Origin of the sequence: Radiobacillus kanasensis, from assembly GCF_021049245.1 — a bacterium.
GTDB lineage: Bacteria > Bacillota > Bacilli > Bacillales > Amphibacillaceae > Radiobacillus > Radiobacillus kanasensis.
The window spans coordinates 1,108,017-1,125,107 of sequence record NZ_CP088020.1 but is presented as its reverse complement, the minus strand read 5'-3'; the positions used below and the strand labels follow the sequence as shown (position 1 = coordinate 1,125,107).

Annotated in this window: 15 protein-coding genes; 5 read left to right on the top strand and 10 right to left on the bottom strand. The window is 39.2% G+C overall.

The window, feature by feature from the left end; genetic code table 11:
• Positions 1-30 precede the first annotated feature (30 nt).
• Complete coding sequence (locus tag KO561_RS05935; protein WP_231096206.1) at positions 31-1,299, bottom strand: MDR family MFS transporter; 1,269 nt, start codon at positions 1,297-1,299, stop codon at positions 31-33.
• A 188-nt stretch (positions 1,300-1,487) separates the two neighbouring features.
• On the opposite strand from KO561_RS05935, the gene KO561_RS05930 reads away from it, so the two are divergent.
• Together KO561_RS05930 and lipA are read left to right on the top strand one after the other, a co-directional pair.
• Positions 1,488-2,306 (top strand): lipoate--protein ligase family protein, encoded by an 819-nt coding sequence (locus KO561_RS05930; protein ID WP_231096205.1) that lies wholly within the window; start codon positions 1,488-1,490, stop codon positions 2,304-2,306.
• A 15-nt stretch (positions 2,307-2,321) separates the two neighbouring features.
• The gene (gene lipA, locus KO561_RS05925) at positions 2,322-3,266 is read left to right on the top strand and encodes a lipoyl synthase (protein WP_231096204.1); all 945 of its coding nucleotides are present in this window, start codon (positions 2,322-2,324) and stop codon (positions 3,264-3,266) included.
• 76 nt (positions 3,267-3,342) lie between these two features.
• On the opposite strand, the gene yhaM is transcribed toward lipA, so the two are convergent.
• The 9 genes from yhaM to KO561_RS05880 form a co-directional block, all read right to left on the bottom strand.
• Positions 3,343-4,290 carry a 3'-5' exoribonuclease YhaM gene (gene yhaM / locus KO561_RS05920; RefSeq protein WP_231096203.1) on the bottom strand — a complete coding sequence of 316 codons (948 nt, stop codon included), beginning with the start codon at positions 4,288-4,290 and terminating at the stop codon, positions 3,343-3,345.
• 37 nt (positions 4,291-4,327) lie between these two features.
• Positions 4,328-4,882, bottom strand: coding sequence for a GbsR/MarR family transcriptional regulator (locus KO561_RS05915; protein WP_231096202.1), 555 nt, complete (start codon positions 4,880-4,882; stop codon positions 4,328-4,330).
• 63 nt (positions 4,883-4,945) lie between these two features.
• Positions 4,946-7,903, bottom strand: a complete 2,958-nt coding sequence (locus KO561_RS05910) for an ATP-binding protein (protein WP_231096201.1) — start codon at positions 7,901-7,903, stop codon at positions 4,946-4,948.
• Between the two features lie 4 nt (positions 7,904-7,907).
• A complete protein-coding gene (locus tag KO561_RS05905; protein ID WP_231096200.1) occupies positions 7,908-9,137 on the bottom strand; it encodes a metallophosphoesterase family protein in 1,230 nt (409 codons plus the stop codon).
• Between the two features lie 108 nt (positions 9,138-9,245).
• Entirely contained in the window at positions 9,246-9,650 is a 405-nt protein-coding gene (locus KO561_RS05900) for a GNAT family N-acetyltransferase (protein WP_231096199.1), read from the bottom strand.
• Between the two features lie 55 nt (positions 9,651-9,705).
• Positions 9,706-10,959 (bottom strand): ABC transporter permease, encoded by a 1,254-nt coding sequence (locus KO561_RS05895; protein ID WP_231096198.1) that lies wholly within the window; start codon positions 10,957-10,959, stop codon positions 9,706-9,708.
• Complete coding sequence (locus tag KO561_RS05890) at positions 10,952-11,851, bottom strand: ABC transporter ATP-binding protein (RefSeq protein WP_231096197.1); 900 nt, start codon at positions 11,849-11,851, stop codon at positions 10,952-10,954. The genes KO561_RS05895 and KO561_RS05890 overlap by 8 nt, the downstream gene beginning before the upstream one ends.
• A gap of 855 nt (positions 11,852-12,706) precedes the next feature.
• The gene (locus KO561_RS05885) at positions 12,707-13,057 is read right to left on the bottom strand and encodes a YlbF/YmcA family competence regulator (RefSeq protein WP_231096196.1); all 351 of its coding nucleotides are present in this window, start codon (positions 13,055-13,057) and stop codon (positions 12,707-12,709) included.
• Positions 13,058-13,134: 77 nt separating this feature from the next.
• Positions 13,135-14,268, bottom strand: coding sequence for a DUF445 domain-containing protein (locus KO561_RS05880; RefSeq protein WP_231096195.1), 1,134 nt, complete (start codon positions 14,266-14,268; stop codon positions 13,135-13,137).
• A 402-nt stretch (positions 14,269-14,670) separates the two neighbouring features.
• On the opposite strand from KO561_RS05880, the gene KO561_RS05875 reads away from it, so the two are divergent.
• The 3 genes from KO561_RS05875 (at position 14,671) to KO561_RS05865 (ending at position 17,063) form a co-directional block, all read left to right on the top strand.
• Positions 14,671-15,777, top strand: coding sequence for a YheC/YheD family endospore coat-associated protein (locus tag KO561_RS05875; RefSeq protein WP_231096194.1), 1,107 nt, complete (start codon positions 14,671-14,673; stop codon positions 15,775-15,777).
• A 54-nt stretch (positions 15,778-15,831) separates the two neighbouring features.
• Positions 15,832-16,026: a hypothetical protein gene (locus KO561_RS05870; RefSeq protein WP_231096193.1), complete on the top strand. Its 195-nt coding sequence runs from the start codon at positions 15,832-15,834 to the stop codon at positions 16,024-16,026.
• A 146-nt stretch (positions 16,027-16,172) separates the two neighbouring features.
• On the top strand, positions 16,173-17,063 hold the full coding sequence (locus tag KO561_RS05865) for a PucR family transcriptional regulator (protein ID WP_231096192.1): 891 nt from the start codon (positions 16,173-16,175) through the stop codon (positions 17,061-17,063).
• Positions 17,064-17,091: the final 28 nt, after the last annotated feature.

The following is a 17,091-nucleotide window of genomic DNA, read 5'->3' as shown; positions in this document are numbered from 1 at the left end:
AATATGATTATAAGGGACAAGTCTTCGCCATTAGCTAACAGCAGCTTCTGTTTCTTTATCGATACGCTTAAACATGATGTAGTAGGTTCCTGCACTAAGTAAGGACAAAAAGCCTAGGAAAGCAAATACTTGCGAATAAGAAAAATAATTCGTCAAAACAAGACTAATTGGGGCGATTAATTTCCCTATGGTAAACCGCAAGCTTGCCGCTGAAAAGTACTGCCCACGCATATGATCTGGTGCCAGCTTGGCAACAAAGCTTTCCTGACTTCCCACGACGATAAGCTCTCCTATCGTAAACAACAAGACCGCAATCATAAATACCCAAATGCTTTCTGTCAGTCCGTACAAGGAAATTCCAAGTGCATAGAGCAAACACGACAGAATAAAGACGTTTCTTTCCTTCCATCTACTAATCACACGCGAGATATAGACGGTGAATAAAGCGACTAATAATCCATTTTCAGCAAGTACTAGGGCAAAAGCACCTTCCCCACTTACCGTGACATCCCAATCTCCAATCGCGAACAACTGTTGATTTTCTACCACTTCACTTGTGTACACCGCAATGAGTAAATCCAGCTGCATAAACGTCTGCGCTACTAGTACACCTGCTATAATAAACAATAGAAAAGTTTTATCTCGGGCAATGACACGATAATCACTTAGCTCTTCCCATACCGCTTTATACCAACTAGTCTTTTGGGACGCTTTTCTTTCCTTTAATACGGTCGTTTCACTTAAATATTTTTGCAATACAAAGGCCACAATCCCATTCAATATCGCTCCAACGACTAGCATTTCAAATCGATAGCTATAAAAAACAAAGCTTCCCAGGATAGGACCAACGACAACCGCAATATTAATGGACGTGTAAAAGACAGCAAATACAGAGGTTCTATGTTTTTCTGGCACGACATCCGCAACCATTGCATGAGATGCTGGCCAATATAAAGCGCCCCATACCCCTAGTAGACTAAAAGAAATAAACGTAAGGACAGGGGAGTCTAACCACGGTGAATTGGCATAAGCGAATATCAGAAAGGTAAGAAACTGAGAGCTTGAAGCAAGTACCATCATTCTTTTCCTACCAAAACGATCCGCACAATATCCGCCAACTAAACTAGCGATGACAGAAAAAGCTTGGGATAGAATGATTAACATTCCGGTTTTCCCTTTTCCAAAAGCATCATCAAAATATATCGTCATAAACGGGAAGTAAGCCCAGAACAGTAAATTCATCGTTCCTTCCCCAAATAATCGAATCCTTAAGTTTCGATCCCAATCTTTCCATTTCATGGTGTGTGAACTCCTTAAATATAATAGATAGACGTGCATGTTCCACTCTTCATTATACTTTTAAAACCAGAAGTTGAGATAGTATTTTTTATTCATAACATTTGGAAATATCCTACTATTTTACCTTTACTTTTCCAGAAGGACACATGTAGAATTACTTTGAATGCTCTGTACGGAAGGAGACAAAAATGGAAGATACATGGTACTTTATCGATTCTGGACGATGTCATCCCGCCTTTAACATGGCAATGGATGAAACCTTATTACAATGGCACAGTAAAGGAAAGCTTCCACCAATCATTCGCTTTTATGGCTGGCAGCCTGCTGGTTTATCCCTTGGATATTTTCAAAGAGTAGAGGGAAAAATTGATGTGGAAGGTGCAAAAAAGCATGGAGTTGAGCTTGTCCGGAGACTAACTGGTGGTAGGGCTGTCCTTCATGATCAAGAACTTACATATAGCGTAATAGTTTCGGAAAGCCATGGGAAAATGCCGAAAACCGTAAAAGAAGCTTATCTTGTTATCTCAAAAGGATTATTGGAGGGTTTTCGGAATCTAGAATTACAGGCAGACTTCGCTATTCCAGAAGGTAAGTTACAATCGACAGACTCTGCGGTTTGCTTTGAAGAGCCTTCGTGGTACGAACTAATTGTAGAAGGAAAAAAAGCAGCAGGAAGTGCACAGACAAGACAAAAAGGGGTCATCTTACAACACGGCTCTATTCCACTCAACGTGGATAACAACAAGCTTTACGACATGTTTGTCTATCCGAATGACAAGTTAAAGGCAAGGGCAATTCGTGCATTCGGTGATAAAGCAGTTGCTATTAACCAATTATCGAAGACAAAGATTACGTTTGAACGAGCAAAAGAAGCATTTAAGGAAGGGTTTTCGGACGGACTACAAGTAAACCTTGAGTCATATACTCCCCCACTTGAAATGCTTGACGAAGTACATGAGCTAATGGAAACCAAATATAAATCAGACAAGTGGAACTATTCTCGTTAAAAAGGAGTGTCTACAATGACTAAGCAGGAGGAACATGTAAGGAAACCCGAATGGCTTAAGATTAAGCTCAATACAAACAAATCGTACAACCGCTTGAAAAAGCTAATGCGCGATAAACGGCTGAACACGGTTTGTGAGGAGGCAAAATGTCCAAACATTCATGAATGCTGGAGTGAAAGAAAAACAGCTACCTTTATGATTCTCGGTGATACTTGTACACGCGGCTGCCGCTTTTGCGCAGTAAAAACAGGACTACCGAATGAATTAGATTGGGATGAACCAAACCGTGTTGCTGAATCAGTCGAAATCATGGGGCTAAAACACGTAGTAGTAACAGCTGTTGCTCGGGATGATTTAAACGACGGTGGTGCTGCCGTATTTGCTGAAACCGTTCGTGCTACCCGTAAAAGAAACCCTGGCTGTACAATTGAAATCCTTCCCTCTGACATGAAGGGAGACTACGAAAGCTTACATACTCTCATGGATAGTAAACCAGATATTTTTAATCACAATATCGAAACCGTGAGGAGATTAACAAAAAAAGTAAGAGCGATTGCTATGTATGACCGGTCCCTTCAGCTCTTAGAGCGAGTGAAAGAAATTGCTCCAAATACCCCAACGAAATCAAGTATCATGGTCGGTCTTGGCGAAACGAAAGAAGAACTAATCGAAACAATGGATGACTTGCGTGCCCACAAAGTTGATATTGTAACAATTGGGCAATACTTGCAACCAACCAAAAAACATTTAAAGGTAGAGCGCTATTTACATCCAGATGAATTTGAAGATCTGAAACAAATTGCACTAGATAAAGGCTTTACTCACTGTGAGTCTGGTCCACTCGTTCGTTCTTCCTACCATGCTGACGAACAAGTTAACGCGACTTCTGCCCAACGACGAATACAGTACATGAAGGGTTATGAATCTCAGGGAGAAAAACTAGAGAAGTTTAACTTTTAAAGGTATCTAAAGAAAATCCGAGGGATTATAATCACCTCGGATTTTCTTAGCTTAGTTATAGGTCATCAAAATATTCTTACTTTTCTTCAAACGACGGCTTATAAAACTGACGATTATCCATCGCAAATAATCGCTCTGTAAATTCTCCTGGTTGGATTTTTTCCAGTGCCCTGTTCAACATGTTCATTTTTGCATCGATTAAATCAATGAGATGCAGAAGCTCTGCTTCTCTCACTAATGGTGGCTTTGGACTTCCCCACTCTGCCTTGCCATGGTGACTTAGAATCATATGCTGTAAAATCAATACTTCTTCACTATCTATTTGCAGTTCTTTTGCTGCTTGTCCAATTTCCTCTACCATAATTGGAATATGACCGATTAGCTTTCCTTCTAACGTATAAGAAGGAGCCGTAACTCCAGACAGTTCTTTTAACTTTCCTAGATCATGAAGAATGATTCCCGCATAAAGGAGGTCTTTATTCACGTCCGGGTAAAGGGTTTTAAGTTCTTTGGCAATTCTGAGCATAGATACCACATGATAGGCTAAACCAGATACATACTCATGGTGATTTTTTACTGCTGCCGGATAGATTAATAGATCATCCTGATATTTTTTTATAAAATAACGAACGATTCTTTGCAAATTGGGGTTTGCCATTTCAAAGATGATTTCCGTGAGCTGCTCTAGAAGGGTTTCTTTATCAACCGGTGCCTTTTCAATGAAATCACTTATATGGACCCCATCAGTAGGCTGAGCGGGACGAATGGAATGGATCTTAAGCTGTGATCGACCACGAAACTGATTGAGATCCCCCGTTACCCTTACTAGCATTTCGGTTTGGAACAACTCTTCATCCTCTGGAGTAGCTTCCCAAAGCTTTGCTTCAATTTCTCCTGATGTATCCTTTAAAATAAGGGTTAAGAAAGGCTTTCCGTTACTGGCAACACCCTTGGTTGCGGCCTTTATTAATAAGAAATGATCAAATACGTCTCCCACACTATAAAATGCAATCCCTTTTTTCATCGTTTTTCCCCCTCCCGATTTTCTCCATTTGTATCAACTACTCCTCTTCCTGCTTCGGAATATATTCAAATATTTTCCCAGATTCCACGACCTCAATAAACCGCATTAACCATTTATAATAGTTTTGCGCATATTTCAGTCGATAGAGATCATCCTCAAGTTTTTCGATGAGCATTTCATCTGTAGTCTGATTCTTCAGCATTTCTAACTCAACAATCGTTTGATCCGCTTCCTCTATATTGCTTTCCGTATGGTGTCTCCAGCGATTTCCAAACAAAGAGGTAAATGATTTATACCAATCTTCCTCAGACTTGTATAGATCCTTTCGAACGCCTTTTTTATAGGCGGGCTCTACCATCCTCATTTCTGCAAGAGAACGGACACCTGTAGACATGCTCGTCTTACTCATTTCCAGAGCATCGCGCATATCGTCCAATGTCATAGGCTGCTCCGCAAAATATAAAGCACCATATAATCTCCCAACAGAAGTTGTAATGCCATAAAGATTCATATTTTTTGCAATGACTTGAATAAATTTTTCTACTGCAGCTTCTCTAGTCGCCCAATCCTTGGACTTTTCTTGGTTCGTCAATAGATGACCCTCCAGAATACGTTTTATTTCGCCTAATATCTTACATATTCTATCATTTTTTCCTTATGAATGCGAACGATTCTCTACTAGATTACTGGATAAGGGAATCACATGAGCATTCTTGGAAATATCGATTAGCTGTGGTCGACAGGAGAACAATAAAATTTGATGACTGGTAGATAAATTCTCTAGGATGTCCATCATCCGATCTGTTCGTTTTTCATCAAAGTGGACAAAAGCATCATCAATAATAAATGGAAGTCCGTATTGTTCGCTCATAACTGTACCTAGAGCTAACCTTAAAGCAATGTAGAGCTGATCCGATGTACCTTGAGACAATTGATCAACGTGGAATCTTTGTCCACCTGCGGATTCAACTTCTAAACGATTACCACCTGATGGAGCGAATACGCGCTTATATCGACCGTCCGTTAACTGTTCCAATAAGGATGTAGTAGCTTCCATAATGGTTGGCATATAGTTATGCAAGTAATTTTGCTTCGCTGTTTGCAATGCCGTTTGTGCCATTTTATAGATTGCCCATTGTTTGACTTGTTGCTGGAGTACCTCCTTCTCTAAGTAATAGTCGTGTAAGTATTGGGAATATTGCTCAGAGCTTTCCAGCATGGATAGCCTTGAATTTAGATTCGCTAACGCTTGTCTCGTTTCCTCCAGATCATCCGTATTCCCTTGAATCATACGCCCTATATGAGTTACTTCTGCTTCTAGTTTTTCTTGCTCCACTGGTGGCTCCGTCATAAGAATGTCCAATTCGCCTTTGTCTAGACCGATTGATAAGGAGTGCTTTAATTGCTCCATTTGTTGTTGTTTCCGGCCCCATTTCTCAAATAAAGCACCACGCTCTAAAAAGTAATCTTCACGTTCTGTCCCAGTAGTATCAAGTAATTGATTCATCTCTTCTTGGTAAGGAACAGCTCTTTCTACATGATCGGATAAAAGGGTTTCTTTTGTTTGTAATTGCTGACTTACGTAATCAAGCTGTTCTGAAATCTGTTGCTGAGATTTTCTTTCCTGCCGGAGCAAGACAATTATCTCCTCTAAATCTACTTCCTTCTCTATTCCTTCTTCTCCCCATAGATAGTCCAATGCATTTCTTTCAAAATCGCTATAGGAATGACGAAGGCTTTCCAGTTCGTGTTCCACTTGTTTCCATTGCTTTCTCTTCTCTTGAGCCGTTTCTAAATAAGCGTATAGTCTTGGCCAATACGACAGTTCTATTTTTCTTAGGAAAGGATACGTTTCGATTTGCCAGTCTATTTTCTGTTGAAGCTGTTGACCAGACTGCTGGTGAAATTGTTGTTTTTCTTCTATTTTTAATTGAGCAGTTTGCATTTGAGAAAGAGTGACCTCCAGCTTACGATATTGATCTAATTGGTGGGCATGATCGTCTAGTTGTCGCTTGGCATTTGCATATTCCTCAGCTTGTTCCGGAGAAAGTGCTTCCGCTTGATAAGCTGGCGTCCATTCCTTTAGGGATTGACGGACAAAAAAGGCTTGTCCAATAGAGAGAATCGCAATCGAAATACTTATCGGGACCAAGATACTAATCTCCAAAAAGTAACCGATTGCCCCTAATATTATCGCAACTAGCCAGCCTGTTATCAGATGTTGATTGCTCTTTTTTATTCGTTTTTTCTGCTCTTTATTCCAGTTTGATGAAGTTCTGGATGTTTCCTGTGGAAGGTGATGACGATTGAGAATTGCTTCTAACTCCTGTACCTTCTGATTTGGTAACAATTTCTGCTGTAGCTGACCTAGATTATTCTCCACCTCTCTGCTCTGTCTATGGAGAACGGATTGCTCTTCTGCCAATTGATTTTCCGAATGGATGAAATGTTCTTTTTCTTGTTTTAATTGGTTCCAATATTCTTCAATATGGAAGGGAATAGACATGTCATCTAAATCCTCCGTCGCTAAGCCGGCATTTATACGTTGGAGAATTTGCTTTAACTCTTCCAAAAGCTGATTCGATTCCTTTTCCTTAAAATCGAGATTCATGCTTATTTGTTGAATCCTATTTACTTGTTGAAGCAACTGATTTAGCCTTTCAAGTCGCTCCCTAGGAAATTGTCCACTCTTCAACTCTGCTATATCATATTTCAAAGTTTCTATGGTAGAATGCAAAACCCGAATTTCACTTTGAATGGGAAGAAGTTTTTCTTTCAGTTGCTGGTACCGTTCCACACCGTTCGTAGGAAAATGATTGACACCTTCTTGTCTTAAACGCTCCAACTCGGTTGCGGTTACATGGTAATCTACCATTTGTGGATGAATCTCTAGTTTTTTAGAAATATACGCTTGTCTTTCTTGAGCCTCTATTTGTTCCTTTTGTAGACGTTGAAGTTTTTCTTGTAATCGTTGTTGCTCTTCTTTTGCTTGTATATATTTCTCTTGCTCATTTTGAATACTAACTATTTCATTTGATACCTCTTCTAATCGTTCTACCTGACGATTAATCTTTGGATTTCGACCTTGTGGCTTGAACAATTCACTTGCATATTGTTCTAAACGCTTTTCCGTTGTATAAATTTGGTCAGAGCCAGTCATTCCAACACCAAGCAGAACCTCTCCAAGGTCTTCTTCCTTTAATGTGTGTAACTGGTAAAGTTCCTGTGCATTGAATGAAAAAATAGATTGATATGTTTCTAGTGATAAACCAGTTAGTCTTGTCCGAAACCATTCCTCATTTTTTCTTTCGCCATTTTCCAGGTAACATTGAAGTTCTCCATTGAGTCGGTGGTGATCTCGTTCGAGAACAATTTCTCCATCGCTTTCCGTCGAAACCGTCAGTTTTCCTCCAATAGTGCCTCCTGTTGCCGGACGATAAAATTCACGTCTCTTAGGTGGTAATCCAAATAACATAAATAGAAGAAAGTGACGCAAAGTCGATTTTCCAGATTCATTTTCACCGATGACTATTGAAAAAGAATGGGGTGAAAAGTCTATTTCCTGTTGCTCCCATTTACCAAATCCATAGATAAAGGCAGATTTTATTTTCATTGATTTATCCTTCCTTTGTCAGCTGATCTATGAGTAACTCCTCTGCCGCTTCTTCCAACTCTTTTACCTCTCCATCTGTAAAAATGTCTAGGTGTTTTCTGACTTGTCGGTGCTGTAATATCGGTTTTAAAATCTCTTGGATATCTATCTCTTCATGAAGGGAACGAAAGACTTCCTTTCTAAATCCGAGTTCTTCCGCGGTTTGCTGAGACGGATCCTGATAGTAATTTGTTTTATACCCCTCAATATGTGTCCAATCGGCTTTTGAAAAACTCTCCCGTTCATTCTCTAGATCTATGAGCTCGGTTATTTCTCCGGAACGGTGCCACTCTCCTAGACTTGACTGATATCCTTTAAACCGTATGGTAAGGATGCATTTACCATACACATGGTGTTGGAGTGAATGCTTTAACTTTGCTGCAATTTCTCCTAGATTGGAACATTCGTGTACATCTATTTCTGAGGTTTCAAAACGAATCTCCTGTAAAGGGTAAAAGGATAAATCCGTATTTTTCTCATCCAACTCAACCAAATAACAGCCTTTTTCCCCTGTTTCTTTTTTTGAACGACCTTGTATATTCCCTGGATAAACAATTGCCGGCTTTGCTTTTAAGACCTCCCGTTTATGTATGTGACCGAGTGCCCAATAGTCAAATGATGTTGTAACCAATTCGCTCAGTTGAAAAGGGGCATATACGTCATGTTCTGTATTAGTGGATAGACTTCCATGTAACGTCGCAATATGAAAGCGTGCTCCATCCCTTTGAACATACTCTTCCACTTTATTCTCTTGAACCTCTCGTTTTTCGTAGCTAAAGCCATATATGTGGGCGATTCGCTCCCCGTTCTTTATAAAAGGAAGGAATGTAACATCCTCTGTTTCAAAAAGATGGACATTACTTGGCAGAGAAACAGCTAGGGAACGCTGTTCGACATAATCGTGGTTTCCGAAGGATGCAAAAACTTGAATACTATGTTGTTCTAGTTGTTCCATCGCTTCTTTAAATCTAATCTGGGCTTTAAGGGATAAAATTTCTTTATCAAAAATATCTCCAACCAATAACACAAAGTCTACTTGCTGCTCGATTGCAAGGTGTACTAGACGAGAAAGGGCGATAAACGTACTTTCTTGAACATCCTTGTATTTAGCAGGAGTCATGTTACGCAATCCTTTAAATGGACTGTCTAGATGCAAATCCGCGCAATGAATAAATGTAATTTTTTTCGTTATCATAGGCAAATCCTTCCTGCTTCGTTTTCTTTATTTTAACAGAATCAAAAAGCGAATGCACGTTCGATTCTATAATTTAAAAAAGAGTGCCGCAGCACTCTTTTTTAAATATTACAGTCTAGGTTTTCGCATGAATGATTGATGTTCGAAGCCAAATCTTTCATATAGGCTGTGTGCGTCTTTCGTAGATAACCCGATGGACGTTTGCTTCACATCAGGATGATTAATTATCGTTTCCACAAGCCACTTTCCTAATCCTTCTCCACGATGACTTTCCTCAATCACGACATCCAATAACCAAGAGAAAACTACCTTATCAGTAATTACTCTACCAAATCCAACGAGGGTATCCTGTTGATAAACGCCAAAGTTCAAAGAATTTTCTAAGCTTTCTTCCATAATATCTTTTGGTCGATCACTCGCCCAATAAGAATTAGATAATAGCGTAAAAATTTTTTCATTATCTAACTTAGTTGGATCTGTGTTAATCGAATACTCTCCACGTTCCCATTTCACTGTGAATCCCCCTTGCTATAAAGAAAGAACCGCGCAAAACGCGATTCTTTCTCCATTATTTATCTTTTTTAGATAATTCAAAGGCTTTCTTGAAATCTTTGATGGAGGCAGATTTTCCATACATTAAAACCCCACCTCGATACACTCTTGAACCGATCATTCCTAGTAGTGCAATCGAAGCTATCATGATTCCGATAGATGCCGCAATTTCCCATGCCGGGATATCGAGCATTCCCACTCTTAAAAACATAAGCATTGGTGTGAAAAACGGAATATAAGATGTGATAGTCACGACTTGAGATTCCGGATTGTTCAAACCGAACATGGCGATAAAGAAGGCAATCATAATCAAATAAATAACTGGTGCCATCATTTGATTGATTTCTTCCATTCTGCTTACTAATGATCCTAACATAGCAGACAAAGTTGCGTATAAGAGATACCCAAGTAAGAAAAAGACTATCGCATATACGAAAGTTGATACATCAGCGTTCGCTAATCCAAAATATTCAAAAATCCCTCCGGTTAATTCGTCCTTCTTCATCGTAAGCATGGCATATCCAGCTACAACAAAGATCCCGACCTGAGTAATCCCTAACAGCGCCACCCCAAATATCTTGGCAAACATTTGACTAACAGGAGGCATACTAGAAATTAGAATTTCCATAACCCTAGATGCCTTTTCATTCGCTATATCCATTGCAATCATATTTCCATACATAATAACGGCAATATAAAGCATAAACAGCATTACATATACGATACCGCGAGTTGTACTTAGTTCTGCCTCTGTTTTAGCATTTTCTTCAAGCGAAACTTTTTCAAAGGAAACAGGAGCAAAAATCCCTTGGACAGTAGCTGGGTCAATGCCAGCATTATTAGCAGAAATGGCAACTTTTAATTGCTGAAGATTCTGCTCAAGAACATCTGTTTCTCCTGCTGTCGAAACTTTATTTGCATAGTATGTAGCTTCTGGAATTTGTTCGTCATTAAATGTAATGTGAAGTAGCCCAGCTAATTCTTCCTTACTCACTAACTCTTGTGCTTCTTCCACACTTCCATCATAGTTCTCTAACTCGATATCCGAGTCCGCAACCTGAATCGATTCATTCAACGAATCGTAAAGTTGATTCGAATCATCGATAACCGCTACTTTCTTCACTTCGTCGCCACCGAATGATTCAATGATCGTTTGAATGTTTCCAACCGCAACAATTAATAAAATCGTCAGTGCAGTTGTGAATATAAAGGATTTTGTCTTCAGCCTGCTAAGATAGGTATGAGAAAGGACAATCCAAAACTTATTCATATGACTCACCTGCTTTCTCAATGAAAATGTCATTTAGCGACGGCTCTTCCAATGCAAATTTTCTAATGAAACCTTTGTCTTGAAGGGCTTCAAAAACACGTTGTGAAACTTCCTCACTACTGATTTGTAGCTCACAACCTTCCGCAACCTTCTTCCACTTTACTACTCCATCCATGGATTCCAAGAAAGATAAATCAAAGTCAGCATGAATAAATAAGTTCTTTTTCCCGAAAGAGCGCTTGATCTCTTTTAAGGAACCATGAACAACTGGTTTCCCGTGCTGCATAATGCATAAGTATTCGCAAAGTTCTTCGACATGCTCCATACGATGGGATGAAAACACAATGGAAGTCCCCCGCTCTTTTAAATCGACTACTGCCTTTTTCAATAGTTCCACATTTACTGGATCTAGTCCGGAAAAGGGCTCGTCTAATATTAGCAATTCAGGCTTATGTATAACGGCAGATATAAATTGGATTTTTTGTTGGTTCCCTTTAGATAACTCTTCTACCTTTTTGTTTTCATAATCGGAAATTCGGAAAAGCTCTAACCAATGGCGAAGCTCGCGTATGACTTCCTTCTTTTGCATGCCACGTAGCTTTCCTAGATAGACAATCTGATCCACTACTTTTAACTTCGGATAAAGCCCTCTCTCTTCTGGTAAATAACCGATAAGATCACTGTTGCTATAGTTGATCGGGTTTCCATTCCAGGAAATTTCCCCCTCGGTCACATCAATTAGGCCAAGAATCATACGAAAAGTTGTAGTCTTACCCGCTCCATTCGCCCCTAAAAAACCGAAAATTTGTTTTTCCGGAATCTCGATGGACAGGTTATCAACTGCCGTAAAAGATCCGAACCGTTTGGTCACTTGGTTTATTTTTAAACTCATCGTCTCACTCCTCTCTGTTTTTATATACGAGTCACAAATAAAAAAGTTCCCATACAGTATTATAATCTTAACTTTGTACCTTTTGGTCGATTTTTGTAAATTTGTTGGATAACTTTACAAAAGCACATAAAAAGACGAAGGACATCCTGCCTTCGCTTGCATAGTTGATAGAAAATGCGACGTAAAAAGTTAAACGAAAAACCATCCGTTTAATAACTGCTCGATATACACGCGATGTTGATTTCCGCAGTGGGCAGTCGCTTTCCGTGGGCACGGTCTCAGCCTCCTCGCTCGCAAAAACCGCTCACTGTGGGGTCTTCACCTCGTGCTGTTCCCACAGGAGTCGACTAGCCCTCCACTACAATCAACATGCCGTAAGTAGCTGACAAAGAATAGTTTTCCGAATGAAAAAGTAATTTTTAATAATTATAAGTAAATTGAAATCTTATTAAGTTAGCGATTCATGTTATCAGACTAATGATTTTGCACAGGTTTTTCCCAATTATTTCAAGTATTTAATCATCTGTTTTTTTCCGGCTACAAATTTTACTTAATTAGAATATAGTAACTTAGCGTAGGCAGAATACGGAGACTCCTGCGGGAACAGCGCGAGGTGAAAGCCCCGCAAGAAGTGGGTTTCTTCTGAGGAGATTGAGGCCGTGCCCGCGGAAAGCGGAGTATTCTGCCGGAGCGCGGCATCAAGGTTCACTTATCATTCTTTCAATAAATTTTTTAATTAGAGTTACGTCGCAATTTATAGAAAATCTGAACTAATATCCAAGTGAATTATTTAACTTTATAAATTTTGAGATACAAAAAAACCTTGTCTCCAATGTGAGTACAAGGTTTTGTTCGTTATTGTTGAGTATCGCCATATAATTCTTCAAGTGGTTTTGTAATAATACGACTTACATCATTGATGACAACATTTAAGCGCTGTTCTTGTTCCATTAAGTTTGAGATTTGTTCGTGTTGTTGAACGAGCTCGACAACCTTACGAGCTTTCTCTACCTCTTCTTCTGTAATTTCTTGCCCTTGCATCTGTTTTTCTTGAAGCTCAATTTGTGTTTTACGGAAGTCATCGAACATTTTTTTTGCTTGCTCATCTGCCATTACAGTTTCGTATGCTTGCTTCAAGGCTTGAAATTCGTCACTATTACGAATTGCTTTTTCTAAGTCGTACGCACTATCATACATATTTGCCATTCTTATACCTCCTAGTTGGCTATTTATTCCTTCCCAACTATAACAAACCCTCCGTCTTTATGAAAGTGAAACGGGGTTTATGACAGGAGTAAGACAAAAATCCCTTGGATTAAACCGATCATGCCTCCCAATAAAGCTCCTAAGTACGTAATCATTTTAAATTCACGACTTGAGATATTGAGTACCAACTGTTCCACTCTTCGAATCGGGAAGGAAGCTACTTCTGCTTCCACAATATCTTCAATTTTTAGTGACTGAAACAATACATCCATTCGCCCAATTAAAAGATCCGCTGCCTTGTTTATAAGGCTTGGCACAATCCGATTGTTAAACATCGTCGGGATCGCTTTAGGTAACCAATCCGTTAAAGGTTGATTGAGTCGACCATTCGGGAATAAAGAGGTCCCGATTGTATGGATCGCTTTATCCAACAGCTCTTCACCAACAAGATCCGTAATATCTCGCACTTTTTTATTCAACAGTTTTTCCCATTCCTTTGAAATAAGCCGTTCCAACATTTCTCGTCCATCTTCTGATTCTGCATATTGAACAAGTAAAGGTTGAATATTATCAGCTAGGCCATCGTTCCCTAGGAATGAAGAGATCATATTTCCGAAAAACCCTTTGCCACCTAAGTAAGCTTGGATGACTTCTAAGATTTTTTGTCGAGCCTCCGGACCACCGATGTACTGAACAAGCGCCTTCTGGATATAGGTGGATAACTGATTAATCCCTTTTTCCGATTTATGTAACCAGTCGTCATCTAAAAAGTCTCGGAGAACTCGATCATCATTCTTTTCGATAAGCCCTTGCACCTTCTTCTTACCAAATCCATGGATGTATGCTCTCAGCTGATCCTCCGTTATTTCCAGACCAACAGAGTGAAGAATCGACTGCAAGGATTGATTCGAGTAGTACAGTTTATCGGTTTCTTTCGTCACCCAATCGAGAGCATGTTTTTTAAAATTCCCATTTTCTAACCGTTTCTTCATGCCTTCTGGAGTAAGCAAGTGCTCAACAACCATTCTTCCCAATTGTTTGGCTAACTCTTCTCTCCGCTTCGGAATGAGCCCAGGTGTAAAAGGTACCTTCCACTTTCCTATATACTTGGCCTCGTAAGGTCGGAATAACATTTTGATTGCAATAGAGTTCGTAATTCCACCGATTAAAGCACCAATAATAATCATAAATAAAACGAGCAAAAATTCCATAAACATCGACCTTTCTTTATGGTGTTACAATTGTTTAAACGATTTAAACATCCTCTAATAGTATAAGACTCTTGGCATTTGTTGAGAAGTCACACATATACATATAAAGAAAAAGTACTAGCTACATCTATGTGTTACACAACATTTTACTATATGTGAAGGAGGGGACAACATATTACTACGCAAACGTTTCAAATAAAATTTTATCCTGGTAAACGGAAACGAATTATTGTCCCACAATCAGCGTATTCCACCTTTCAATCCATTCAGCACATTCAATATGGGCCGCATACGGAACCAGTGGAGTGCTTTGCACATAAAAAACAAGAAACTACCATCTACATGTCATCCACACTAAAGACCAAAATAAAATTTCCTAACACTGTAAAGGCAAACATTCATATGAAAGACAACTTATGTATCATCCCTATTTCAATTGGTATTTTCGTTGCAGGTTTTTCTCATCGTGGGCCGTTGTTAGGTTCCAGAACGAGACTTTTCGAACAGATGAGCATCACTGGGGATGAACTAGGATTTGAAACGGTATTTTTTGGACACCAACATATTCAGCCTGATCGAAATATGGTTCATGGGTATCAGTTCAAACATAACAGATGGGTTCAAAAAGTAGGACCTATCCCATCTGTCGTTTACAACCGTCTTCCAAATCGAAAAATTGAACATCACCCACAAGTAGTGAAAATGATGAAAGCTTTAAAACAAAAGTCTTCCTTTTTTAATGAGGGATTTTTTAATAAATGGGAAATACACGAGAAAGTGATGAAGGAAACTGATTATGCTTATCTTTTACCTGAAACAACCCTTCATCCTTCCAAACAAAAAATACAGAATCTACTTTCAAAACATCCCTTATATATAAAGCCTGTACACGGCAGCTTAGGCAAAGGAATTGTTCAATGTACAAAGCTTGATAATGGAGAGCTTGAGGTTCGCTATTATGTCCAAAATCAGGCTAAAGTAAATCGTTATGTAGAAGATGAAGCATTTTTTCAACAACAATTTCCGAACGGCTTTAAAGGCTATGTTGCCCAACAAGCCATTTCCTTAATCCAAAAGCAAAACAGTCCCATTGATTTTCGGGTCCATGCTAATAAAAACGATCGAAATAGCTGGGAGGTTTCTTTGATAGCAGCAAAGTTTGCTGGAAAAGGGAGCTTGACGACGCACGTTCAGCGCGGTGGCAGTATCCATACATTAGGAGAGTTGTTTTCCAACGAAGAATCAAAACGTATTCAGACTAAGCTGACCGACTTGGCACTTGCACTATGCCAAGGATTAGAACGGAGAATGCCTCATTATGTGGGAGAGATTGGATTCGATTTTGGTATCGACCAAGAAGGGAAGGCTTGGCTTTTTGAGGCCAACTCTAAGCCAGGATTCCACGTTTTTGAGCATCCGACCTTTCGAAAACAAATGAAACAAGTATTTTCATATCCATATCTGTACGGTTTTTATCTTCATAATCAGAGAACAAATCAAATTGGCTGATTCGCATGCTTTTCCCCTTTTCGTGAAAAGCTATACGAGAAAGGAGGAAGTCGTATGGCTAAAAAAGACAAAAAGGTACAGGACGCTCCTAATTCGCGTGAGAAATACGAATTAGATGTTGACCGTATGATCAGTGAAGGAATAGCCGGTGGCACGACCGAATCCAACCATGGGCGCATGCAAATCGAAGAAGCAAGAGAACTTCCGAAGGAGCATGAACCATTTCCAGAAGCAATAGAAAGAGATTAATTAGATTTCGCTTCGGTTTTCCTAATCAAGGAAACCGGAGCTTTTTTATTCCAAACTCTCCCCTTTCCTTCAACTAATACTGTATGCGAAATAGGTCTATTGTTATAATAGTAAAAAATGTGATTGTGTTAGAGAAGAGGATAATAATGATACAAGATTTACGTGAGCTTTTTCCATCCCTTATCGAATCAGACCAACCCTTTGATTTAGAAAACCTTCAATGGTTTACGAACGAACAAAATCAAATAATTGGAATCGCTAAAGAAGAAATTTCGGAACGGGATGAAAAGATTTTAACAACCTTTTTACAACCCTATTCCTTTGTGGAAACCGTTGTAACTGATCATGAAAAGTTATGGAAAGGGATATTATTTGACAATCAAAAGCCAGATACAGACTTTTTGGACGAATCCTATCGATTTATCCATTTCACGTTAGCTGAGGCCCCTGGTGATCCTCTTGCCTTCCGTGAAGCCATTTTAGCTCTTTACCCAATCGAGGTCCCGATTGTTTGGGAAAGCAGTCAAGAAGGTACGATCGTCGAACATGGAAACATCCCAGAAAGTGAATATCTTGCTTATGATCAGATCGTAGACGTATTGATGAGTGATTTTTCTATTAATATCCGCCTGTTCGTCAGCCCGTATTTTCATGCTATAGAAAAAGCAGGTGAGTATTATGAACAAGTTAAAAAGGATTGTGCGATCAGTAGAAAATATCAGAAAAGCTCTGTCAGTACCTACCATGAAATCGCACCATACTTATTTTTAGATTCTATATCAGAAACTCAAAAACAATATATGGTCCAAGCTATCTTAGGAGAAACCGTGAATGATGAAGAGCTTCTTCATACCATTGATGTATTTCTGAGTTCTAGCTCCAATACAAGTCTTGCCGCAAAAAAACTTTACATGCATCGAAATAGTCTCCAATACCGTGTAGACAAGTTTATGGAGAAAACAGGAATTGATATTAAACAATTTGATGGGGCAATCATTGTCTATTTAGCCATTCTTATGAGATGGACTTTTGACTAATACGGATCGTCACTAGCAAACGTGCACA

Coding starts and splice junctions, on each gene's coding strand:
- KO561_RS05935 (WP_231096206.1), bottom strand. CDS start 1,299: ATGAAATGGAAAGATTGGGATCGAAACTTAAGGATTCGATTATTTGGG.
- KO561_RS05885 (WP_231096196.1), bottom strand. CDS start 13,057: ATGGCAAATATGTATGATAGTGCGTACGACTTAGAAAAAGCAATTCGT.
- KO561_RS05895 (WP_231096198.1), bottom strand. CDS start 10,959: ATGAATAAGTTTTGGATTGTCCTTTCTCATACCTATCTTAGCAGGCTG.
- KO561_RS05910 (WP_231096201.1), bottom strand. CDS start 7,903: ATGAAAATAAAATCTGCCTTTATCTATGGATTTGGTAAATGGGAGCAA.
- KO561_RS05865 (WP_231096192.1), top strand. CDS start 16,173: ATGATACAAGATTTACGTGAGCTTTTTCCATCCCTTATCGAATCAGAC.
- KO561_RS05875 (WP_231096194.1), top strand. CDS start 14,671: ATGAAAGACAACTTATGTATCATCCCTATTTCAATTGGTATTTTCGTT.
- KO561_RS05890 (WP_231096197.1), bottom strand. CDS start 11,851: ATGAGTTTAAAAATAAACCAAGTGACCAAACGGTTCGGATCTTTTACG.
- KO561_RS05930 (WP_231096205.1), top strand. CDS start 1,488: ATGGAAGATACATGGTACTTTATCGATTCTGGACGATGTCATCCCGCC.
- yhaM (WP_231096203.1), bottom strand. CDS start 4,290: ATGAAAAAAGGGATTGCATTTTATAGTGTGGGAGACGTATTTGATCAT.
- KO561_RS05880 (WP_231096195.1), bottom strand. CDS start 14,268: ATGGAATTTTTGCTCGTTTTATTTATGATTATTATTGGTGCTTTAATC.
- KO561_RS05905 (WP_231096200.1), bottom strand. CDS start 9,137: ATGATAACGAAAAAAATTACATTTATTCATTGCGCGGATTTGCATCTA.
- KO561_RS05870 (WP_231096193.1), top strand. CDS start 15,832: ATGGCTAAAAAAGACAAAAAGGTACAGGACGCTCCTAATTCGCGTGAG.
- lipA (WP_231096204.1), top strand. CDS start 2,322: ATGACTAAGCAGGAGGAACATGTAAGGAAACCCGAATGGCTTAAGATT.